This window comes from Gordonia sputi NBRC 100414 (genome assembly GCF_000248055.1).
GTDB lineage: Bacteria > Actinomycetota > Actinomycetes > Mycobacteriales > Mycobacteriaceae > Gordonia > Gordonia sputi.
The window spans coordinates 50247-71840 of record NZ_BAFC01000116.1; the positions used below are offsets into that span (position 1 = coordinate 50247).

Below are 21594 nucleotides of genomic sequence, written 5' to 3' on the forward strand. Positions count from 1 at the left end.
GGTTCTGTGGTGCGGATCAGAAACCTGATAGCGCCGCACGCTGACGGGCCTCGGCGAAGCGGGCCTGACCGCTATCGGAGCGGGCAGCGGGCAGCGATCGGGAGTGCTTCAAGAGTTGCTTGTTCAGTTCGATGAGTTGGTCGAGCCTGTCGACGAGTTGGCCTGTGTCGCCGCCACCCTCAAAATCGCGGTCGACCATCTTCTCGAACGCAGCAGTCTGCCGCGGCGACAGCACCCGCTCCGGCGTGATCACGTTCTTCGCCATCAACCCCGTACCGATCGCCTGGCCGCCCTGGTCGTACCAGTTGTTCGCCTCCCAATGAGCGCGAGCACCCATCGGCGTCTGGTAGCGGTCACCTACGTACTTGTCGTAGACCTCGCCCTGGTCCTTGGGATTCTCAGTCGTTGGCGATTTCCCGGCTGCGGCATATACCTCGGGGCCTGCCTGTGGGAGTCCCCAGTATTTTCCGTTTCGCGCCAGTGGGTTCCAGCTCGATTCCTTCGTGATAATCCAGTCCGTGTCCGTCCACGGCTGACCGTCACGCCACGCCTCACGAAGACCGGACTTGAACTCGTCCTTCACCGACCCCGACGACGAACTCTTCTTCGTATCGACACCTGTGTCCTCGCCCACCTTCGGACGATTCACACCCGGATCAGTCGGCTTGAACGACCCCCGCTTGTACGTGTTGGGCTGATACTGATCGGACGGCGCGAACTGGCGCTGCGACTTGTCGAACTCCGACTTCATCTGAGACTTGTTGCCCTCGTAGCGGGCTTTCATCCCAGACACATCAGAGTCGTACTTTGTCTTCAGCTCGCGCGAGCGGCGCTCGTACTCCGACTCCGAGATGGCGTGCGAATCCCGCAACGAATCCAACGACCGCTGATCCCGATTGAGTTGGGCCTCACGCGCAAACTTGTCGGCCTCCAACTGCTGACCGGCCTTCAAATCATTCGACTCGTACCGTTGCTTCAACGACAGCGACCGCTCAGTGTCACCCTTGATCTGCCCGTACTTCTTACCGAGTGTGATCACCGAGTTCTCGTAGTCGTGACGCTTCCCCAACTCGTCCTGCTCGTAGGTGTCACGCAAAGACAACAGGCGAACATCTCGTTCGTCGGCAGAGATGCGCTTCGCCTGATAGTCATCCTCGATCGACGTCTTCGCGTCCTCAAGATCCGACTTCCGCGCATCAGCGGCATCCTTGTAATCCTGATCGAGCTTCTTCTTCTCCGCGTCGTAGTTCTTCTTCGCGTTCTCCGAATGTTGCTTCTCATACTCGGTGAGCGCCGCCAACCAACCAGGCGAATCATTCGTCGACAACACATCGAACAGGCTCGAAATCTGGCCTTTGACGAATGCGGCGACCACGTTGCCGGCACGCCCCGAAATGCTTGTGTCGCCGGCTTGCTCGGCGTCCTGGGTGATCGGGTCGAAGCTGTAACCGGAGTCGATGGACGAATCGATCGATGATCCCGACGCCACCGAATCATCCGATGACGAATCGGAACCCTTTCCGGCGTATTTGGTTTCGTCCTTGACGGGCATCCAGGCGCGGTTCGTGAACTGTGGATCATCGGCGCCGACGTTGCCGCCGACCATGCCGCCACCGTAGGAGCCACCCATCTCGACGTTCGTTCCGTCAGGCAGGGTGCCCGCGGTGTGACCACCACCAGGACCACCATTGACCCAGCCGAAACGCATCGACCCGGCAGGCCCTGTACCCGACTTCGCGCCCAGTTTCGCCAACTGGTCAGCCTCAGCCGCCGTCGAGAACCGGCCACCAAACGGCGACAGGCCCGCAGCCAACCGCGCAAACGCCGACATGGCACCGGAGCAGTCGCCCCAGTTCACGCCGCCCCACACGTACGGAGCGCCCGTTAATGGACGAGACGCACCCTTACCGTTCGCCAGGTCCCGCAACTGTTGGCCGGTGACAATGCCACCATCAGCGAACTTCCGAACCCCATCAAACCCGGACGCAATACCGCGGGTAGCGATACCGGCGAGCGCGCCAGCCCATCCCGACACACCCTCCGGCACCGAATCCTTCGGCATCACCACAAGCCCGAACATGTCAGCCACCGTCGCCAAAATGCTTTGCGAACGGGCACGCTTGTTCTTCCCCAACGGGATATACGCTTCGCCACCCGTCTCCGGTTCAGCCCACTGCACCAAACCCGGACCCGGCATAGCCTTCTGAATCAGAGCCTGATCCGGCGTCTTCCCATTCGCATACGACTCGAGCGCCGCAATCCCACCATCCGCGTACTGGCGGATCGAACCGTTCGCGTTGCTCGGCGGACCAGCGAAGATCCCATTGCCCGGTGCCATCGGGTTGGTTCCCTGCTGAAGATTGCGGACAATGATGTCTTTGTATTCGGTCCTCGTCCAGTCCTGCTTCTTTCCCTGATAGTCGGAGTCGTTGGCGGTGACGAGGATGCTCTTACCGTTGTTGGTGCGGACCTCCACGCCGATGGTGCGGAGCTTGTCGATCACATCCTGCGCCAATGGCGCGTCAACAGCGATGTTTTTGTTGTTGTCCGCGTGAACCTTTGCGCCCATTTCCCGCAGCAACCCGAGCACGTCGTTACCGCCAGGTGCGGATACGTTGATCGCCTTGCCCTTGGGCATGTTCTGCAATGTCTGCGTGACGATCGCGAGCTTCCCCGACGCGTTGTCAGCGGCACTGATCTCGATCGTCTTGCCATCCGGGGACTGCTCCCACTTGATGTGCAACTGATCAAGCATGTCGAGGGTCTTCTGGGTGACATCCGACGACTGGATCGAAACGGTCTTTTGATCGGGCTGCTGCTCGAACGCGGCCTTGATCAGCCCAAGATCCTGCACCGTCTCGGATGCCCCACTGAGCCGGACAGAGAGATCGACAGCCTTCCCGCCGAGTTCCCCGTAAAGTTCGCGGATCTTCTCAATCGGCTGTCCTGTTGCGGTGGCTAGTTGCTGGAACGCAGTCTCCATCGACTTTGCGCCCTGCGCGATCGCCGCCTGATCACCTGTCGCCACTAGCTGCGCCTGCTTGTCCGCGAGATCAGCGAGCGTGCGCGACAGTGCAGCACCCGATTCGGTGGTGGCATCCAACTGGTCGCCCTTGAACGCATCAGCGGTGATACCTTGCGCAGCGTCGGCGACCTTGCGGATCGCTTCGGCCTGCTGCGCGATCGCCTCGGTCTTGCTACGCGCAGGATTGAGCGCATCCATCGCCGTCTTCAACGCGTTGAGCTTGTCCGACGACGACGAGCTCTTATCGCCCATGACTCGGAAAGCTTCGCCCAGCTCAGTGATCCCCGGAACTACTCGACGCCCGATGTCCTGCTGCGCAACAACCTTGTCGCGCAATCCCTGCATGTCCTGAGCGGCTTTCGCGCCGCCGTCACCCGCAGCACGTAGCTGTGCCGTGAATGTCTTCCAGTCGCCAGCAGATCCACCCAACGCTCGAGCCATCTGCTGCGACGTCAAGCCCGTCTTATCCATCGCACGCTGAATGTTCTGATACGCGCCGGCCTGCTCGTCCATGCTGGCCGAGATGTCATCAGATGACCCGCGCCACCCCATCACGACATCACCGATCATGTCGGAGGCGACGTTGGTCCACTTCGCATCGGCCTTCGCACCCGCATCAACCTTCGCGCGGTACTCATCGACCTGCTCACCCAACTTCGCGTACACCGAATCAGTGACGGCGCCGCGCGTCTGAATCAGCAACTGCCCGGTGACCTTTTGTGTCTCCGACAGATCCTTCAACGCTGCCGCGTACGCCTCGGTCTCCTGCTTCTGCTTCGCCGCCGACGCCGCCCACGCAGTACCGGCAATCGCCGCACCCGTGAGCGCCAACCCGAGCGGGCCGCCGAACACGCCCGCAACCGCAGACCCCGCAGCCTTGAGTCCAGTGCCCGCAGCCGCAGCCACACCAGCCGTACGACCGAACCGTTGCGCACCATCCGACGCGCCAATGAACGCACCCTGCATCCGACCAACCACAGGAACGTGAGTCCCCAGAGTTGCCACAGCCGAACCGAACCGACCGATCTCCGTGCCACCCATCGCGGCAAGTTGCCGCTGCACAGCCATCTGATCAGAGAAGCCCCGCAAACTCGTGGTCGCAGAACGCAGACCCGTCGTCATCGGCGTGATCGCACCCGTAACGCGTCCCAAGATCGAGGGAATCGTCTTGAATGCCAACCATGCTGCGACCAGCCCGGTCACGACACCCTGATTGTTCTTCATCAAGCCTGCTGTCGCCTCAAGCAGCGGGTTCAGCGCACTCAGCGCCGTTGTGCCAGCTTGAAGCGCAGTGAGAAACAGTTGCCAACCCGAAACACCCAGCGCCGCAGACGCCTGACCCAACGACGCCACAACCTGCCCGACAGCAGGAGCCGCAGCCTTCAACGCCTCGGAAAGCTGACGGAACGTCTCTTTTGTATCGCCAAGTACGCCGGTGTCTTTGAGGGCTTCGAACGCCTCACGGACCTTAGGAGCCCACTCCCCAAACACCTTCGCGTCGAACGCCGACGCGAGCGCCTTCGCCTTCGGAGTCAACTCATCAATCCGAGTCGTCATCCCCGTCAGTGCGGTAGGCAGACGGTTGAACCCCGGCTCCATCGCCGCAGCACCCAGGCGACCCATCGCCGCTTTCAGATTCTCGAAGCCGCCCTTGACCGTCGACGACCCAATCGTCTTCGCCGCACCACCAACATTCGCCTCGATAGCCTTGAAGAACATCTCCGACGAAATCTTGCCGTCGCCGGCCATCTTCTTCACTTCACCACCAGTGACACCCGCCTCCTTGGCGAGCCACTGATAGATCGGAATGCCTCGGTCCGCAAGCTGATTCAGGTCATCGGTGTAGGCCATCTGCCCGGTCTGCACCTGGTTGAGGATGGCCCCCATGTCGCCGAGAGACGTCCCCGCAATGGCCGCGGTATCCGCAGTCATCGTCAAATACTTGGTGAGATCCTTGCCAGGCTTGACCCCAGCAGCCATCGCGGATGCCGAGATGGTCGCCGCATCACCTAGCCCGTACGCGGTGCCCTTCACCGCAGCCAACGCCGAATCCATCACCTTCGCCGTGGTCTGCGTCGACGCACCGAGAGCGCTCAGCTTCCCCTTTGCCTGGTCGATCGCATCCAGACGCTTGAAGCCAGCCTCGAACGCGGTACTAACCGCCGACATGCCCGCGCCGACAGCCTTCGACGCACCGATACCAAGCGCGGTACCCATCGCCGTAGACATGGCGCCGCCCATCGACCGACCAGCACGAGTCGCCTCACGATCAGCCTGACCAAGCGCCGAACGGATGCCGGGACCGAGGCGAGAAGTTTCCGCGACGATTGATAAATATGCGGTCCCGATTTCCGTGGCCATCGCATCCCCGATCAGTTTGTGTCAGGCCACTTTTCGCGCAGCCCGGTAATGTTCCAGGTCTTCTCGGGCGATCCGCCACGCGTTGCCGACTCGGGTCGCCGCAATCCTGCCCTCAGCGATCGCTTTCCGTACCGCTCGGTCAGAGATTCCGAGTAGTCCCGCGGCTTGCGTCGTGGTCACCCACGCTTCTGAGGTTGCCGCAGGTTCCGCAGATGCCGCCGTTTCGGTTCCGGTTGCGGCACTTCGCCACTCGAGCGCGGCAAGGTGTACCGCCATCAGAACACTGTCCACCTCGCTATCGCAGCCACGCACCGAGATTCGTAGTTGGTTGAGGTTGCACCGCTTCTCCAGCCATGCCGCGACCCGACCAGGGACAACCACTATTCGTCCGTGTTCGCCGTGAATGTATCCCTCAACGGGTCGTTGGAAACCATCAGTCACGATCGCCCCCGCTCCCCGAATCCAGCAGAGGGGATGCCGACGCGACCACCGTGATCGCCGTGGGGATTCCGAGTTGATCCGCCCAGTACCGCACGACCGACGATGCGGACTGGTCACCTGTATGCGCCGCAGCCTCCGACACTCGACGTCGCCCACGTCGCCGCCAGGCCGCGGGTAGCTCGGCGTGCCGGCCATGATCGGCCATGAAGCGCTCAGCATCACAGACAGGCACAGAGCACACGAGAGCGAGGCCGATAGCTGTGAGGCACTCTTCACCATCGACGAGGTATGTCAGCGCCACCGACCCGTCTGTATCCGGTCCGGTCACGCCGCCTCACCGCCCTTCCGCGGCCTGCCGGGTTGGCGCGGAACCCGGCCCGCCGTGACCGCATGCTCTTGATCAGCTCTCGAGTCCGCCCAAGAGCGGCACGCATCAATGACGGGGCACAAGCCACATATGCGTGCAGCTGCTGTGTGCCGGTACGCGGCATCGGCAACGTCCTCGTCTGCGTCGCGAGCGTCGAACAGGCCAGGCGAATCGACACATGCGGCACCCGAGAGATTCGCAGTGCCCTCGAGGATCGCCGCGAGAAGCGACACCTCACCACCTTCCCTGCGCGTTGCCGCCCTCATCGGTCGCCTCCGTCGTCTGCTGCCGATGGATTGCGCGGGAACGGAACTACTGAGGCCCCTTCAGTGCCAGAGTGCTCCCTGACACTCTGAGGTCCGCCACGTTTGCCAACTTTGCCACCTTTTGTGGTCATCGACCTTTTGGGCGCGTCTCCTACCTGCGAACTTGGCAAAGGTGGCGAAGATGGCGCTTCTCGCGAGTAGAGCCCACCTGTTGCCAAGACGGTTCCTGCGAGGTCTTCACGCAACCAGTACCACCGCGCTCCTGTCCCACCGGACTTCACCGCTCGAACGACCAGAGACTCCTTGTTGATGCGGTCCTTCGAGCGACGCAACTGGTCCTTACTCCAGCCGTTGCCCGTGGCCTCGTCGACGATTGCCTCGTGCCAAACGGGGCCATCCTTGAGGAGATCAAGCAGCCAACCGTCGATCGGCTGATCTGAACTCTCCGCGGAACCTCGTGCAGCGTCACGGAGAACATCTCCAACTCTGCGATCTGAGTTACCCAGGATGACGAAACGCGCGACATCAGCCGACTTGCCCGAGGCTGTCGTCACGGTCTGCGAATCAATGCGGTAGCGCAGTGCGAGTGATTCGTCGCCGAGACTGTTTTTCTCCTGCGACAGAATCCGCTCGCCGTCCTCGGATTCTGGATCTTTCGCGAACCCAAAGACGGCGCGTGCGATCTCACCGAAAGCCGACGAACCATTGATGCCCGCAACAACGTCGCCGTTACTGGCCTTGTTCAGATGAGCCACACCGAGGACGATCCCGTTGATGGTCTCGGCCAAGGTGCGCCACGGATCAAGGATTGCCCGAACCTCGTTGTTACGGTTCACATCCGCTTTGGACCCCAACATCGCCATCAGCGGATCAACGACGACAGCGCACACCTCAGCCTCAAGCAGTTGCTTCGTGAGATCGTCAATATCTCGTGTGGCCACCGACGAGATCGAGGTCTTGTCGTCGAAGATCTCCTCCACTTCGGGAAAGAACACCCGGTTGAGGTCAGCACCATGAGCTCGAAAGCTTGGTTTCACGACATACTCGACCGCTTCTTCGCGGGCGATATAGGCGATGTTGCGAGGCTTCCCGAGCCAACACCCATCGAGGGTGCCATTGGTGATCTGGGACGCCAACCACCTCGCGCCAGTCGATTTGCCAGCGCCTGGACGACCAGCAAAGAGTGCAGCAGTTCCAAGGGCCATTCGCCCCCTGCCCTCGTATTCCCATACCCAGGTCGGCACGTCGTCCTTGATGTCTGTTGCCCGCCGCAGGAGCACACGACGTTCGAATTTCGTCTCCGGCTTCCCGCTCACGCCGCAACCTCCCCACGCGCCGAGCAGAGCCGCTCCCACAACGAACGGACCGCGGCTCCCTCTCGAACGAACGTCCGCCAGGCGTCCGCCTCGGCGCCATCTCGAGCACGCTCCGCGATCGCATCCGCAGCCGAGAGCATCCGCGCCCGCACAAGTTGCGCGAGGATCACGCCCGCGAACTCCCACAAACGTTCCGGCGCCGCGTCGGTGGTTACCGCGTCGAGCATCCGGTTCTTCGCGAGCTCACCATGATGGCCCGAATACGCCCCGCTCCTGAGCAATTCGTCGTTGAGTAGGACGGGTGCAGGTGCTCGCCCGTTCTTCGCCATCTCGAGAGCGGCGTCGAGGCAAGTGGCGGTGGGAGCGTCGAGAAGGCGCACCTCGTCTGGCGTGACAACCGAGAGCGCCGACACCACAGAGGCCGCGGATGAGTGAAGTGTGGCAGCGAGCAAACATAGGGTGGCTGACGGATCGTTCATGCGGCGCCCTCCGTTCGCTGGCGACGGTCAGCTGCCTCGTTGCGCCGGCATATGGGGCCGGCACCGACCGCCTTGGATTTCGTTGCGGTGAGGGCCGCACCGCAGCAGCGGCACCGAACGGCGAGGATGAGAGTTCCGTCGCGCAGCGCAGCCCGCAGCAGCTTGTCGGCGGGGTCGATGAAATGTTCCGAATACCCGGCAGGGGTATCGGTAGAATGTCGGTTAGACATTGTGATGAGTGTCCTTCCGGGCCCGACCTCGAACGCCGCCGAGGTCGGGCCCAATGGGTTTGCGTGGAGACTTTGGTCAGGAGCCCACGCGAATCTGGTTCGCGCCCACCCAATTGAGGAAGGTCAGAATGCTGGGGTATCACCACCTTGATCTGTTTCCGGCGCGTCGCCCATCGAGCCGATACGCGTCGTCCAGGCGTTGCGTGCTGCGTCTGCCAGCCGGACCCGCATGTCGTAGTCGCCGCCCTGCCGTTCAACGGAATCGAGCAGAGGCTTGATGACGTGATCAGCCAGTGTGTCGATCGCCGCAGCGAAGACCAACATCAAATGGTCAGTGTCGGCGATGTCGGAGAAGTATTCGCACACAACATCATTCGCGGGCCGGGCAGAGGAAGCCACATCGAACGCGAGACGACAGCCCCACACTTCTTTCCCGGCGATCGACGGCATCGACATCATGCCGTGAAGCTCTGCCACGCCGTCGTTGTCGACGTAGCTTGGGATCGCGCCAACCGTGTCGAGCCACGGTTCCTCGACGCGGCAACGGTCACGTTCCTCCTCGGCCTCGTCGCGCATCTTGGCGAGGATGGCGGGCTGTTCGTCCCGCGCCCGTTCGAGATCCGCGAGGAGCTTTCGAGCTGCCGCGGCTCCCGACTCGATCAGCTCGAGGTCCGCGCGGTGCTGTGCTTCGATGCTCTGATCCACGATCTTCATCGCCTTCGCAACCAGTTCGTCGCCGCCGTCATTTGCATTCATCGGTTCTTCACCTCGTTGTCGGTCAAATCTGCGTTCCACGAATCGAATTTCGCCTCGGCGCCATCCTCACGACCGACCAAGTAGGCCAATGTGATTCCCGTGATGAAGGCAACTGCCACTACGGCACTCATTTCGCGTCCTCCCCGTGGACGGCCCGGAGCGCGTCGATGAGTGCAGCCGAGTGATCGTCGTAGATTCCTGCGCGCGGAGGATCGAGGAGTTCAGCGAGCGCAGTCGTCATCAACTCCGCCAGCTGCTTGCGACGACGTACAGCTTCGCCGTGGTTGTGCACGCGAAGGCAGTTGACGCACTCCATGATTCGCCACCCATCTGAATCGAACTCGCGTCGGTGTCGCGACTGGCCGTATGCGATTGGGTCCAGAGGAGTCTTCGGAACGCTGTTGGTTTCGTCGGCATTCGCAGGGGTAGGCACCAGTTCCCCGCACAATGTGCGCATCATCGGCGCGCCTGCGGCGATGGCCTTCTCCTCGACGGACGAGTACCAAATGTGGCTCAGCTGCGGGTTTCGCTTCATCCCGGCACGTGCACGATCCATGAACTCGGTTGAGTGGACGTTGCCGTAGTCGTCGGGCATGCCGTAGGCCAACGCCCACGTACGCTCGTCATGGCTGCTCCCGTGAACCAGGGCGTGCCGTGTGACCGTGCCGCAGGCAGCGCACTTGAGGTCGCCGGTTTGGGTCGACCAATCCCGGTTGCGTGGCCGCTTAGCCTGCCGAGTCTGTGCGCAGACAGTGCAGATCGCCAGCAGCAGGTCGTATACGTGGCGACGTCGCTCTTCCAACAATTCAGCGACAGTGGGTACAGTGGTAGTCATCGATTCTCCTTCTGAGAGTTGGTTTCGCCCGAGGTGACGTTCTTGGCGGGATGCACCTCGGGCGCTGTCATTTCCGCGCCGATGAGGTCGGCGAGGTCTTTCACGGACTGCGCGAGATCACGTAGACGGTCGCGGTGCTGGTCATCCCGAGGGGTCTCGAGGACGACGTCGTGGAGCAGATCGGCGGCCCGGTCGAGCATCCGCAGGCGCACGCGAGGATCGAGGCAGTCGGCAACACCGTCTTCTGGAGGCGTTGTTGCGACGATCCGCTCGCACGGTCGGGTGAACCGGCGCGGACCTTCGAACTCGTCGGCGCCGAGCCCCGCGTCCTCCGCTTCAGTGAAGGGGTAGCGATTCATCAGGCCGCCCCCGGGTTGACAGTGTTGGCCTCCAGGTAGGCGTGGACGTCGGCCCAGCGGTAGAGCACTCGGCGGCCGTGCTTGATATAGGGGATACCTCGGCTGAGGTAGCGATCCTGCGCCAACGCGGCTGTAGTTGTGTGCATGAACTCGGCAACCTGATCTGGAGTTCCGATTTCGGAATGCGCCGAGTCGGCCGCAGCCTTCCCCAAATGCGGAGTTCTCGTCATAGTCCCAATGCCTTCCCTTCTTCTCACGCGATCTCTGAGTATCGCTTGAGATTTGAAGATAGGTGCCTGGGGGCGCGATGTCAAGCGACACTGGAGTATCGCCAGTGACATAGAATCAGAGTCATGGCGAACCCCACCGCGCTATCAACACTGCTCGGACAGAACGTCCGACGCCTACGCGAAACCGCCGGCTTGACGACCGATGAACTCGCTAAACGCATGCAGCCGTTTGGATTTCGTTGGCAAGGAAGTAGCGTTCGAGCACTTGAATCCGGCAGGTCTACGGTCACAGTTCACCTGCTGATTGCGCTGGCAAGCGCACTAGATGGCGCTTCTCTTGATGGGAACGAATCCATCAACGCGGTCGCTCTGCTAGCGGCACCTCGAGGCTCACTCATTGATGTTGGGAACCAAACCCCCCTACTCGCCGAGTATCTCCAGGAGTTCTTCAATGGAGCCCCCGGAAGCACTCTCAGGGTCGGATTTGCCGAGCTAGTGGACCAGGAAGCCCAAGCCCGCTCCCACGCCGCCAGCGACGGGCTGTCCGGCATCGAAGCCGGTCGGGCTCGCTATACCTCACAAAAGCAGCTGCACAGCTTCGGTGAGACCGAGCGGAGAGTGGTAGAAGATCTAGGAATTTCACTGCCCGAACTCGCGTACCTGTCACACAAACTGTGGCGACGAACCATCACGGATGAACGTGACCAGCGCGCTGGCGGAGACAGCAATCCGCAGAAACGAGGGCGAGTAATGCGAGAACTCAAACAAGAACTCAGGGAAGAACTCTCAAGGGACCAAGATGGCGACGATTGAGCGCTACTCAACGAAGTCGGGCGCGCGATACCGCGTTCGCTACCGCACTCCCGACCATCGCCAGACCGACAAGCGCGGCTTTCGAACTAAGCGTGACGCCGAGGCGTTTGCCGCCACCGTCGAGGTCGAGAAGCTGACAGGCTCGTACATCGCTCCGACACTTGGTCGGATCACGATTGACGAACTAGCGCCAGACTGGTTGGCACGCAAGGAGTCCGACGTCGCGCCGTCGAACTACCGAACGCTCGAGAGTGCGTGGCGCACGCACGTCGAACCGCAGTGGGGCCGTCGACGAGTCTCGGACATCGAGCTCGGCGAGGTCGAGCGGTGGATCGCGGATCTTGGGCGCACCATCACCGACGCCAAGGGCGAAGTGGTGAAGAAGGGCGCCGGCGCGACGACGATCATCCGCGCCTACGGCGTACTCGCCGGCATCCTCGACGACGCGGTGAAGTCTCGGCGACTCGCAGTGAACCCAGCCCGTGGGGTCGAGAACTTGCCGAAGAAGGGCCGCAAGCGGCACGTCTACCTGTCAGCATCCGACGTCGAACGTCTCGCCGTCGAGTCGGGTGAGCACCGCGCCCTAGTGCTCACCCTGGCCTACTGCGGTCTGCGCTGGGGCGAGCTGGTTGCCCTGCGGGTCCGCGATGTCGAGTTCCTGCGGAAGCGGCTCACTGTGCATGACAATGCGGTGCAGCTTGGTGTAGAGCACGCGGTTGGGCGCACGAAGTCACGCAAGACTCGATCGGTACCTGTCCCCCAGTTCATCCTTGATGAGCTCTCGGTGCAATGTCAGGGGAAGGATCTCGACGAGCTGGTGTTCCCGGGTCCGAACGGTCGGTACCTGCCGCGGCCGAAGTCCACTCGAGGGTGGTTCGCCGGAGCGGTGCAGCGGGCAGGAGTTCAGACGATCACGCCGCACGATCTGCGACACACGACAGCGAGCCTCGCGGTGTCGGCCGGCGTCAACGTCCTGGCGCTCGCACGGATGCTCGGGCACACCTCCGCGAAGGTCACCCTCGACGTCTACGCAGACCTGTTTGACGACGATCTAGATGCTGTCGCGGTCACCCTGAATCAGCGCTACTCGCCGCAGAGTGTGGGCAAAGTGTGGGCAGAGGGAACCACCGACACCTCCCCGTAGACACCAAAATGGCCCCCTACCTGGGAAGATAGGAGGCCATTTCTGGCGGTGGCGGAGGGATTTGAACCCTCGGTACGGGGTTACCGCACACAGCATTTCGAGTGCTGCACCTTCGGCCGCTCGGACACGCCACCGCGGAAGACTGTACCGCAGCTGGCGTCTGACACTAAATCAGCAGGTCAGCGAGGTGCATGGCGAGCTCGCCACGCCGTATGGCTCAGTGGCCGGTGAGCTTGTCCTTGATGCTGTCGACGCCTTCTTTGACCTTGTCGGCAACCTCGGAGACCTTCTGCTTGCCTTCGGCTACAGCCTGGTCGCCCTTGCCCTCATTCTTGAGGTCGTCGTTGTTGGTCAGGCTTCCGACAGCTTCCTTGCCCCGACCCTTGAGCTCTTCTGCCTTGTTCTGTGCATCATCAGTGGTTGCCATAGAACTCTCCTTCGCGTGTGCGAACCAGAGCGCGGTTTTCGCGTCTCCTGAAATCCACCGTACACATCGTCGAAGTGGCGCTGTTATATCGAAATCTGGCCGGGTCGAAGCCTTGGCGGGTCAGTCGTGCGCACCTTGCCTGCGGTCACGCGGGACCGGTCTCACTTCCCGAGGAGCTTGTCCTTGATCTCGCCGAACTTCTCCTTGGCCGTACCCACGGCGTCCTGCACCTTCTCGTTCTCGGTGAACTCGGTGATCTTCTCCTTCGCCGTGCCCACGGCGTCCTGCACCTTCTCGTTCTCCGTGAACTCGGTGAACTTCTCCTTCGCCGTGCCCACGGCGTCCTGGACCTTTTCGTTCTCCGTGAACTCGGTGATCTTGCCTTTGACCGATTCCACGGCCTCGTTGATCTTGTCGCTGGATTCACTCATGGTGTCGACTCCTCGCCATGCGGAGCCCGATGCTCCGCGCTCGATTACCAACCTGCCACAACGGGGCGCCTGTGTCTTTGGGTGAGAACCCTGGTTTGTGCATACCTCGACACCCCTGCGATCAGGTGGTAGCGCGCAGCACGTCGACGATGGCGTCGAGGTTGCGCTCGAATCGCTGCTCTCGATCGCCAAAAAGAATCCGACCGGCCTCCGCGACCAGCGGAACGTCGTCGCCGAGCATCTCGGTCCGATCCGACAGCGAGTAACGCGGCTCGCCCGACTGCGCACGCTCCTGTTCTTCGATGACGAATCCGACGACAAAAGCTGTCACGAATTCGACTGCGCGCACCGCCCTTTCGAGATCAACGCCCGACGCGACGAGCTGCTCGAGCCACGGTTCCTGCGCACGCAGCACCTCTGGGTCGGTCAGTCGCGTTCCGCTGAACGTGCGTGCGCCGTCGCGGTGGGCGAGGTATTCGCGACGCAGCACGCGCGCGTAGGTCGCGACCGAGTCGGGCCAGACGTCCATTGGTTGCGCACGGAGTTCGGTGATCACCCGACGTTGAATCTCGGTGCCCATCTCGTCGAGCAGCGCCTGCTTGTTCTCGACGTGCCAGTACAGGGCCGGCGCCTTGACTCCGAGTCGGGTCGCCACAGCGCGGACCGTGACGGCGTCGATGCCCTTTTCGTCGAGCAGATCCAACGCCGCTTGCACGATGTCGGCGCGGGTCAGTCCTTTGGATCGTCCTGTCGGCACGGTTGACAGATTAACAAAGTTAAGGGAACCTGGTGGCAGTCCCGATTTAACTAAGTTAAGGAGACTCCTCATGAAGGCAGCAATCATCACCGAAGCCGGACACAACCCGGTGCCCGGAACCTTCGACGAACCGGAGGTCGTCGCGGGAACACAGCTCTTCGAGCTCGTGGGCGCAGGTCTGCACCAGATCGTCAGGTCGTTGGCGGCGGGCCGCCACTACGGCAGTTCCGGCATCTACCCGCAGGTGCCAGGCATCGACGCTGTGGTGCGCGCAGCAGACGGTTCACTGCGCTACACGGGCCGCATCGCACCTCCCTGGGGCACGATGGCCGAGCGCATGGCAGCACAGGGCGGATTTCCGGTCCCCGACGACGCCGACCCGCTCGCAGTGGCCGCGGGGGTCAATCCCGCAGGCTCCGGATGGCTTCCGCTGCACGCCCACCGGGACGCGCGCGGCAGGCTCGGGACCGTGCTGATCCTGGGTGCGACAGGAATGTCGGGTCGGCTGGCAGTTCAGAGCGCACGGGTCCTTGGTGCCGACCGCATCATCGCCGCCGGCCGGAACCAGGCGGTACTACGCAGCCTGCGCGCGCCCAACGTCGACGTCGTCGAACTCGATGTCGACGATCCAGCAGGCGCGCTAGCCGAGGCCGTTGCCACGTCGACCCCCGACCTTGTCCTCGACTACGTCTGGGGTCCGGTCGCCGAGGCCACGTTCACCGCGCTGGGGCGGCAGGGATTGCACGAAGACGACGCTCAGATCTCGTACGTGCAGATCGGGTCGCTCGCCGGGACGCACGCCGCCGTACCGTCGACGCTCCTGCGATCACGGAACATCACGATCTCCGGCAGCGGGGCGGGTTCGGTGTCTGCCGAGCAGCAGATGCGCTCGATTCCCGCGGTCATCGACGCGATCGCATCGGGCGCCCTGCAGGTGCCCTACGCGGCGTTCGGGATCGACGACGTCGAGAAGGCGTGGAGCTACGACGGACCGGAGCGCGCCGTCGTCACGCCGTGACGGAGCGGTCAGGGGCGCACGGTCGACAGTCTTGAGCGCCCAGTCGGCCGTCTCGAGCGCACCGTCGACGGCTCAGCCCTCGCGGCGCGTGTCGAAGAAGCCGACCATCAGCTCCCGACACTCCGCCTCCCGCACCCCGCCGCGGACCTGCGGGCGGTGGGCAAGGCGCGGGTCGCGGACGACGTCCCACAGCGACCCGACGGCGCCGGTCTTGGGTTCCCACGCGCCGAAGACCAGTGCGTCGACGCGTGAGAGCGTGATCGCGCCAGCGCACATCGTGCACGGCTCGACGGTGACCGCGATGGTGCACCCGGGTAGGCGCCACCCGTCACCGAAGGCGTGCGCGGCGGCTCGGAGCGCGAGGATCTCGGCGTGGGCGGTCGGATCCGCGTCGAGTTCACGACGGTTGCCTGCGCGCGCGAGTTCGACGCCCGCGGGGTCGAAGACCACGGCCCCGATGGGGACATCGTCGGGTCCGGAGGAGTCGACGGCCGCGGACAGCGCCTCACCGATCATCTGATCCCACAGGCTCATCTGATCCGGAACGCGCGACGCGTCATGCCCGCCGTTCACACGCGGGCCCTCAGTGTCCGAGCGAGTCGAGCACCTTCGACAGTTCGTCGGCGAATCCGAGTCGCGCGGCGATCATGCCGATCTGCTCGTCGGCGTAGAGGTCGGTGTCGCCGACGATGACGCCCATCACCGCGTCGGGAAGTCCGAGGTCGGAGAGCACGCCGAGGTCGCCTTCCTCCCACGGGTCGATGTCGTCGAGCTCGTCGTCGTCGAGATCGGGGACGTCGACGTTGATGGCGTCGAGGACGTCGGCGGCGATGTCGTAGTCGATCGCGGCGGTCGCGTCGGAGATCAGCAGTCGTGCACCGCCGGGGGCCGGGCGGACGACGATGAAGAATTCGTCGTCGATGTCGAGGAGTCCGAACACGGCACCCGCTGCCCGCAGCTCACGCAATTGCGTCTCGGCGGCGGACAGGTCGGTCAGGGCGGACTCGTCGAGCGCCTTCACCTTCCAAGCGGCATCCTCGCGGACCACGGCTACCGCGAAACCCTCGATATCGTCGATCGCTTGCTGCTTGTTGGAGTCCGAAACCCCAGCGCCGGCACCTGCCATGACGCTCACGGTAGTCGAGAATCGACGCCCGCCCCAATCCCCTTCCGACTCTGGCCGTCCACACTCCGTCGGCACACGCTCCGGGACCCGCGACCGATGTGCGAATCTGGTCCTTGTGACCGGAGACAAGCAGGGCAGCCAACCGCAGACCGCGCAGGAATCACAGGCGACGTCGACGACTCGACGACCGGTCTGCATCCTCGGCCTCGGGCTGATCGGCGGGTCGTTCATGCAGGCCCTCACGGCGGCCGGGCGCGACGTGTTCGGCTACAACCGCTCCGAGGCGACCGTCGACGCGGCGTCGAATTCTGGATACGACGCCTCGTCGGATCTGGTTGCGACGCTGCGACGCGCGGCAGCCGACGACGCGATCATCGTGCTGGCCACCCCGGTCACGACGATCGAGCCGCTGCTGAGTGCAATCGCCGAGACGGCACCGCAATGTCTGCTCACCGATGTCATCAGCGTGAAACAGGCTGTGGCAGAGAAGGTTTCCAGGCTTCATCCGCATGCGCGGTACGTCGGCGGGCATCCGATGGCCGGGACCAGCCGGTCCGGATGGGACGCATGCGATCCGACGCTGTTCACCAATGCGATGTGGATGGTCACCACGTCCGACGACACCGACGCCGACGATTGGACCGCGGTGGCAGAGCTCGCGCTGCAGGTGTCAGCGATTGTCGTACCCGCGGCGCCCGACGCACACGACAGGGCCGTCGCGGCGATCTCGCACGTTCCGCACCTGCTTGCCGCCGACACGGCTGCTGTGGGCGCAGGAGAGAGCAACCTCGCACTTCGTCTGGCAGCCGGCAGTTTCCGGGACGGGACGCGCGTGGCCGCGACCGAACCCGCACTGCAGCGCGCCATGATCGAGGCCAACGACATCGCCGTGCTGAACGCGCTCAGCGAGGCGATCGACCGTCTCGTGCAGGCACGCGACGAACTGCGCGACTCGGGCAGCGTTGCCGCGCTGATCGACGACGGGCATCGCGCACGCATGGCCTACGAGGAAATGGCCGCGCGGGGTCGGGAGCCCATTGTCGGGGTCAGCGTCGGCGCACCCGGCTGGGCGTCGGACATGCGCAAACAGGCCCACGAGGGTCGGGTCTGGCTGGGGTGACCCCTCAGACGCGCTCGGCCAGTCCCGAGTAGTTGACGACGAATCCGTTGTCGTCGACGGTGATCTTCGCGGTCGCCACCGGCGAGACGACGTCGATGCCGTCGGGCCCGGAGGTGTAATGCATCCGCGCAGGCTTGACGTCGCCGGTCGGCAGATAGACGTACGCCACCGGGATCTCGACGTCGGTCGGAGCTGTGGTCAGGCCGAATCGACGGATGGGCAGCGCGTTGAACATCGGCGACATGGCCAGGTCGACGTCCTGCGCGCCGTCGAAGTCGCTGCGAATGGTGTCGCCGTTGGTGCGCACGAGCCAGAGGTTCTCGTCGTCGTGAGAGAGTCCGAGTTGGCTCTCGCCGCTCTCCCGGAGGAGGTGGATGGAGAGTCGCTTGGTGATTCCCGCGTCGTTGGTGATCAGCTCGTACGACGCGGAGAACGCCTCGTTGTCGGCGGTTGCCGCCGAGATGATGCGACCGTATGCCTTGATGCGCAGTCCGGACACGTGCAGGCGCACCTGCTCGAGTCTGTCGACTCCGACACCACGCCAGGTGATCATCGTCTTGTACTCCCGAACCGGAGCGGTATCGACCGATCCGCCGCTCGCCGCGGTGTCGTGATCAGGGGCTGGGGTTGTACTCACGCGTCTACGGTAGCGAGCGAGAGGCCGCGACACACATCGGATGGCGGTCTCCACCACTTCGTTACGGTCAGGCGCGGCAGGTGGCGGTGCGTCGGGACGACCCGGCGTCGACCCGATCGATCGAGACGCTCTGGCCGTCGACCTTGATCTCGCACGACGCCGAGCTGTTCAGCCCGGCCAGGACCAACAGTCGTAGCGGCGCCGATCCCGCGGTGAACTCGAGGTGCCAGGTTGGAGGTGGCGTGAACTCGCTGCGCAGGCCGACGTCGTCGACGTAGAGGATGGTTCCGCTGCCCTCGATGGTCGCGTCGTAGGTGACGGATCGGCCCGCGGTGTCGCTGTCGCGCGGTGCAGGCGTCGCACCGGGCGGGACCATCGGGTTGTTGGGTTGCTGTTGCTGGGTCGGGACGTCGGGGGTGGTGGGATCGACGAGCGTCAGGGTCGCAGGCGCGTCCTGGGACTGCGCGTCGGATTGTCGGATCAGCGAGAAACCGTAGAACACCAAACCGAGAACGACGGCCGCGACCAGCGCGAACACCACCCCCGTGCCGAACCTGCCCGGCGACTTCGGCTGACGCCGCTCGTCGTCGAATCTTGATGGGCCGGGTTCTGTAGGGCCGGGTGGGGGCGCTCCGGCGCCTCCCGACTGCGGTGTGACGCCTGCGGGAGCCTGGGGTCCGGCGGCTGCACGCGAGGGCTGCTGGCCGGGAACGAACCGCGGCGTGCCGTCGGGGGCGAAGCCGAGCGGCGGGTAGAGGCCAGGCATCAACGGCGCGCGATAGAGGTCCTCGGGCCGTGGCCCCGCCTCCTGCTGTCCCATGCTGACGCTCCCGTCTCGACATCGTGATCCCGACCATCCCTGATCCCGACGATCCCTGATCCCGACCATACGGACCGCTACGACAACACGACGGCCGGCCACGGGCATCGCGCCCGCGGCCGGCCGTCGTGGGTGGTCAGGTGTGCTCGGTCAGACGGTGTTCTGCATGCTGACTCCGTCAGACGGTGTTCTGCAGGGGCGCGAACTTGAAACGCCCATCCTCGAACAACAGCGGGTACAGCAAGCCGCCGATGATGCCGCCGACGAGAGGTGCAACCCAGAAAACCCACAACTGTCCCGGTGCGCCGTTGCCGTTGAAGAAGGCGACACCCGTCGAGCGCGCCGGGTTGACCGACGTGTTGGAGATCGGGATCGAGATGAGGTGAATCAGCGTCAGGCTCAAGCCGATTGCCAAGGCGCCCATACCCTTTGGTGCGCGGACGTCCGTCGCACCGAGCACGACGATCAGGAAGAACGCGGTCAGCAGGATTTCCGCCACGATGACCGCGGCAAGTGTGTAGTTGCCGGGGCTGTGCTCGGCGTAGCCATTGGCAGCCATATTTCCTTCACGCGACCACCCCGGTTTGCCCGAGGCGATGCCCCACAGCGCGAGTCCCGCGAGCAGACCGCCGACGATCTGCGCGACCCAGTAGCCCGGTAGGTCGCGCCACGGGGTACGTCCGCCGACGCAGGCACCGAGCGTGATGGCGGGATTGAAAGGCCTCCGGAGATGTGACCGAGGGCGTACGCCATCGTGACCACGGTGAGACCGAAGGCGAGGGCGACGCCGAGGTAGCCGACACCCACCTGAATTCGGGTGCCGGTGTCGTCACCGACAGCCACCTCTTTCGCGGCAAAGATCGCGGTACCGCAACCGCCGAAGACCAGCCAGAACGTGCCGAACAACTCGGCAGTGATTTTTGCAATGGGCGAAGGCATAGAGTTCCTCTCGTCGTACGACCCAGGACCGAAATGTCACATCAAGCACTTGCGCCACTTCAGTAAATCACCCATGATTGCGGATTCTCAGTGTCCGATTCACAACAGTGACCTCGGCGAGACCGCGTGCAGACCTGGCACCGGGACGCCGGACGAGACCCGTCGACGACAAACTCCCCGCCACCGAGTACCGGTGACGGGGAGTTGTGTGGTGCGCCCGTAGGGATTCGAACCCCAAACCTTCTGATCCGTAGTCAGATGCTCTATCCGTTGAGCTACGGGCGCGTAGCGTTATTCAGTTCTCCGCGGTCGAGGCAGACTGCGGTGGCGGAGGCGAGAGGATTTGAACCTCCGGTCCCGTTTTAGCGAGACAACTCATTAGCAGTGAGTCCCATTCGGCCGCTCTGGCACGCCTCCTTGGCGGAGTCCTTTCGAACTGCCGAGTGGAAAGATTACACACGGTCGTCAGTCGGAAGCAAACCGCGAGCTAGTCGGCACGACGACCTGCACAGACGGCCCCTGACGGAGGCGTCGCGGAGAACGCGCAAACGTCGCCTCACATGAGCCGGTTTCGGCACGCGCGTACCCGCGTCCTACATTTGACGTGTGAGTTTCCGCCTTCGCCTCCACCTCGAAGAACTGCCCGTCTACGTGCCCGGTGCAACGTTTCCCGGCGCGATCAAACTCGCGAGCAACGAGGTGACGTTTGGCCCGTTGCCCAGCGTCGAGCAGGCCATCACCGATTCGCTGCAGACCATCAACCGTTACCCCGACAACGGCATGGTCGAGTTGACGGCCTCACTCGCCAAGCGTCTGGGCGTCACCGAGGATGAGATCCAGGTCGGCTGCGGCTCGGTCAGCCTCTGTCAGAACCTCGTGACCATCACCTGCGAGCCGGGCGACGAGGTCTTGTTCGGCTGGCGGTCGTTCGAGACCTATCCGCTGGCAACCCGTCTCGTCGGAGCCGTGCCGGTGCAGATCCCACTGACCGACGAGCTCAGCTACGACCTACCCGCGATGGCCGACGCGATCACCGACCGCACCCGCCTGATCTTCGTCTGCAACCCGAACAACCCGACGGGCACCATCGTCGACGCCGACAGCCTGCGGACCTTCCTGGCCAAGGTGCCCAGCGACGTCGTCGTCGCTCTCGACGAGGCGTACTTCGAGTACGTGCGGCCGTCGCAGACTCAGGCGTACGACGCCATCGAACTGCACCGCGAGTACCCCAATCTGGTTGTGCTGCGGACATTCTCGAAGGCGTACGGACTCGCGGGGCTGCGCGTCGGATATGCGATCGCACATCCCGAGGTGATCACCGCGCTCGGCAAGGCCCACGTACCGTTCTCCGTGAACTCGGTGGCTCAGGCCGCGGCCGTCGCAAGCCTCGACGCCGACGACGAGCTACTCGCGCGCACCGAGGCGATCGTCAGCGAGCGCACCAGAGTCGCAGACCGGTTGCGCGACATGGGATATCGCGTCCCGGCCACGCAGGCGAACTTCGTCTGGATCGAACTCGGCGACGCGACAACTGATTTCGCCGACGCCGCGCGCGACGCAGGCGTGATCATCCGACCCTTCGCCGGCGACGGCGTACGCGCGACCGTCACCGAGGCCGACGAGAACGACGCCTTCCTGAGCTTCGCCACCCGCTGGGCCGAGGACCACTCGGTCGGCTAGGGCATTCCCGAGCGGCG

The 21594-nt window shown here is 63.7% G+C and carries 23 protein-coding genes, 3 tRNA genes and 1 pseudogene; 5 read left to right on the top strand and 22 right to left on the bottom strand.

Annotated features, from left to right (window positions below):
• Positions 1-16 precede the first annotated feature (16 nt).
• The 11 genes from GOSPT_RS18890 to GOSPT_RS24690 all read right to left on the bottom strand — a co-directional run bounded on the left by GOSPT_RS18890 (position 17) and on the right by GOSPT_RS24690 (position 10665).
• Positions 17-5254, bottom strand: coding sequence for an aggregation-promoting factor C-terminal-like domain-containing protein (locus GOSPT_RS18890; protein WP_168431305.1), 5238 nt, complete (start codon positions 5252-5254; stop codon positions 17-19).
• Between the two features lie 153 nt (positions 5255-5407).
• Positions 5408-5662: a helix-turn-helix domain-containing protein gene (locus tag GOSPT_RS23960; RefSeq protein WP_168431307.1), complete on the bottom strand. Its 255-nt coding sequence runs from the start codon at positions 5660-5662 to the stop codon at positions 5408-5410.
• A 157-nt stretch (positions 5663-5819) separates the two neighbouring features.
• Positions 5820-6155 carry a hypothetical protein gene (locus GOSPT_RS23965; RefSeq protein ID WP_005208083.1) on the bottom strand — a complete coding sequence of 112 codons (336 nt, stop codon included), beginning with the start codon at positions 6153-6155 and terminating at the stop codon, positions 5820-5822.
• Between the two features lie 301 nt (positions 6156-6456).
• On the bottom strand, positions 6457-7776 hold the full coding sequence (locus tag GOSPT_RS18900) for an AAA family ATPase (RefSeq protein WP_005208091.1): 1320 nt from the start codon (positions 7774-7776) through the stop codon (positions 6457-6459).
• Positions 7773-8255, bottom strand: coding sequence for a hypothetical protein (locus tag GOSPT_RS18905; protein ID WP_005208093.1), 483 nt, complete (start codon positions 8253-8255; stop codon positions 7773-7775). The genes GOSPT_RS18900 and GOSPT_RS18905 overlap by 4 nt, the downstream gene beginning before the upstream one ends.
• Positions 8252-8485, bottom strand: coding sequence for a DUF6011 domain-containing protein (locus GOSPT_RS23690; RefSeq protein WP_005208095.1), 234 nt, complete (start codon positions 8483-8485; stop codon positions 8252-8254). Before GOSPT_RS23690 ends, GOSPT_RS18905 begins: the two co-directional genes overlap by 4 nt.
• 123 nt (positions 8486-8608) lie before the next feature.
• Complete coding sequence (locus GOSPT_RS18910; RefSeq protein ID WP_005208097.1) at positions 8609-9241, bottom strand: hypothetical protein; 633 nt, start codon at positions 9239-9241, stop codon at positions 8609-8611.
• Positions 9238-9372, bottom strand: a complete 135-nt coding sequence (locus GOSPT_RS24565; RefSeq protein WP_280985317.1) for a hypothetical protein — start codon at positions 9370-9372, stop codon at positions 9238-9240. Before GOSPT_RS24565 ends, GOSPT_RS18910 begins: the two co-directional genes overlap by 4 nt.
• On the bottom strand, positions 9369-10076 hold the full coding sequence (locus GOSPT_RS18915) for a hypothetical protein (protein WP_005208098.1): 708 nt from the start codon (positions 10074-10076) through the stop codon (positions 9369-9371). Before GOSPT_RS18915 ends, GOSPT_RS24565 begins: the two co-directional genes overlap by 4 nt.
• Complete coding sequence (locus GOSPT_RS18920) at positions 10073-10435, bottom strand: hypothetical protein (protein ID WP_005208100.1); 363 nt, start codon at positions 10433-10435, stop codon at positions 10073-10075. The genes GOSPT_RS18915 and GOSPT_RS18920 overlap by 4 nt, the downstream gene beginning before the upstream one ends.
• On the bottom strand, positions 10435-10665 hold the full coding sequence (locus GOSPT_RS24690; RefSeq protein ID WP_051994062.1) for a helix-turn-helix domain-containing protein: 231 nt from the start codon (positions 10663-10665) through the stop codon (positions 10435-10437). The genes GOSPT_RS18920 and GOSPT_RS24690 overlap by 1 nt, the downstream gene beginning before the upstream one ends.
• Positions 10666-10788: 123 nt before the next feature.
• Between GOSPT_RS24690 and GOSPT_RS23335 the strand changes: the two genes are divergently transcribed.
• Together GOSPT_RS23335 and GOSPT_RS18930 are read left to right on the top strand one after the other, a co-directional pair.
• A complete protein-coding gene (locus GOSPT_RS23335) occupies positions 10789-11478 on the top strand; it encodes a helix-turn-helix domain-containing protein (protein ID WP_005208103.1) in 690 nt (229 codons plus the stop codon).
• Complete coding sequence (locus tag GOSPT_RS18930) at positions 11465-12622, top strand: site-specific integrase (RefSeq protein ID WP_005208105.1); 1158 nt, start codon at positions 11465-11467, stop codon at positions 12620-12622. The genes GOSPT_RS23335 and GOSPT_RS18930 overlap by 14 nt, the downstream gene beginning before the upstream one ends.
• Before the next feature lie 43 nt (positions 12623-12665).
• On the opposite strand, the gene GOSPT_RS18935 is transcribed toward GOSPT_RS18930, so the two are convergent.
• From GOSPT_RS18935 to GOSPT_RS18950, 4 genes are all read right to left on the bottom strand, one after another.
• Positions 12666-12756: transfer RNA gene (locus tag GOSPT_RS18935), tRNA-Ser, on the bottom strand.
• An 83-nt stretch (positions 12757-12839) separates the two neighbouring features.
• Positions 12840-13049 carry a CsbD family protein gene (locus GOSPT_RS18940; RefSeq protein ID WP_005208107.1) on the bottom strand — a complete coding sequence of 70 codons (210 nt, stop codon included), beginning with the start codon at positions 13047-13049 and terminating at the stop codon, positions 12840-12842.
• Between the two features lie 161 nt (positions 13050-13210).
• Positions 13211-13480 (bottom strand): hypothetical protein, encoded by a 270-nt coding sequence (locus GOSPT_RS18945; protein ID WP_005208110.1) that lies wholly within the window; start codon positions 13478-13480, stop codon positions 13211-13213.
• A gap of 121 nt (positions 13481-13601) precedes the next feature.
• On the bottom strand, positions 13602-14237 hold the full coding sequence (locus GOSPT_RS18950; RefSeq protein WP_005208118.1) for a TetR/AcrR family transcriptional regulator C-terminal domain-containing protein: 636 nt from the start codon (positions 14235-14237) through the stop codon (positions 13602-13604).
• 70 nt (positions 14238-14307) lie between these two features.
• On the opposite strand from GOSPT_RS18950, the gene GOSPT_RS18955 reads away from it, so the two are divergent.
• Positions 14308-15255 (top strand): NAD-dependent epimerase/dehydratase family protein, encoded by a 948-nt coding sequence (locus GOSPT_RS18955; protein WP_005208120.1) that lies wholly within the window; start codon positions 14308-14310, stop codon positions 15253-15255.
• A gap of 72 nt (positions 15256-15327) precedes the next feature.
• Here GOSPT_RS18955 and GOSPT_RS18960 read toward each other — a convergent pair whose 3' ends face one another.
• Positions 15328-15789, bottom strand: coding sequence for a nucleoside deaminase (locus GOSPT_RS18960; protein WP_039856708.1), 462 nt, complete (start codon positions 15787-15789; stop codon positions 15328-15330).
• A 49-nt stretch (positions 15790-15838) separates the two neighbouring features.
• A complete protein-coding gene (locus tag GOSPT_RS18965; protein ID WP_005208124.1) occupies positions 15839-16381 on the bottom strand; it encodes a tRNA adenosine deaminase-associated protein in 543 nt (180 codons plus the stop codon).
• Between the two features lie 115 nt (positions 16382-16496).
• On the opposite strand from GOSPT_RS18965, the gene GOSPT_RS18970 reads away from it, so the two are divergent.
• Positions 16497-17501 (top strand): prephenate dehydrogenase, encoded by a 1005-nt coding sequence (locus GOSPT_RS18970; RefSeq protein WP_005208126.1) that lies wholly within the window; start codon positions 16497-16499, stop codon positions 17499-17501.
• A 4-nt stretch (positions 17502-17505) separates the two neighbouring features.
• On the opposite strand, the gene GOSPT_RS18975 is transcribed toward GOSPT_RS18970, so the two are convergent.
• The 5 genes and pseudogenes from GOSPT_RS18975 to GOSPT_RS18995 all read right to left on the bottom strand — a co-directional run bounded on the left by GOSPT_RS18975 (position 17506) and on the right by GOSPT_RS18995 (position 20314).
• The gene (locus GOSPT_RS18975) at positions 17506-18054 is read right to left on the bottom strand and encodes a putative glycolipid-binding domain-containing protein (RefSeq protein WP_005208128.1); all 549 of its coding nucleotides are present in this window, start codon (positions 18052-18054) and stop codon (positions 17506-17508) included.
• A gap of 151 nt (positions 18055-18205) precedes the next feature.
• Positions 18206-18958 carry a hypothetical protein gene (locus GOSPT_RS18980; protein ID WP_005208129.1) on the bottom strand — a complete coding sequence of 251 codons (753 nt, stop codon included), beginning with the start codon at positions 18956-18958 and terminating at the stop codon, positions 18206-18208.
• Positions 18959-19136: 178 nt separating this feature from the next.
• A pseudogene (gene aqpZ, locus GOSPT_RS18985) lies at positions 19137-19897 on the bottom strand (aquaporin Z).
• A gap of 209 nt (positions 19898-20106) precedes the next feature.
• Positions 20107-20182 (bottom strand) — tRNA-Arg (locus tag GOSPT_RS18990).
• Between the two features lie 40 nt (positions 20183-20222).
• Positions 20223-20314, bottom strand: a tRNA-Ser gene (locus GOSPT_RS18995).
• 189 nt (positions 20315-20503) lie between these two features.
• On the opposite strand from GOSPT_RS18995, the gene hisC reads away from it, so the two are divergent.
• Positions 20504-21577, top strand: coding sequence for a histidinol-phosphate transaminase (gene hisC, locus GOSPT_RS19000; protein WP_005208131.1), 1074 nt, complete (start codon positions 20504-20506; stop codon positions 21575-21577).
• Positions 21578-21594: the final 17 nt, after the last annotated feature.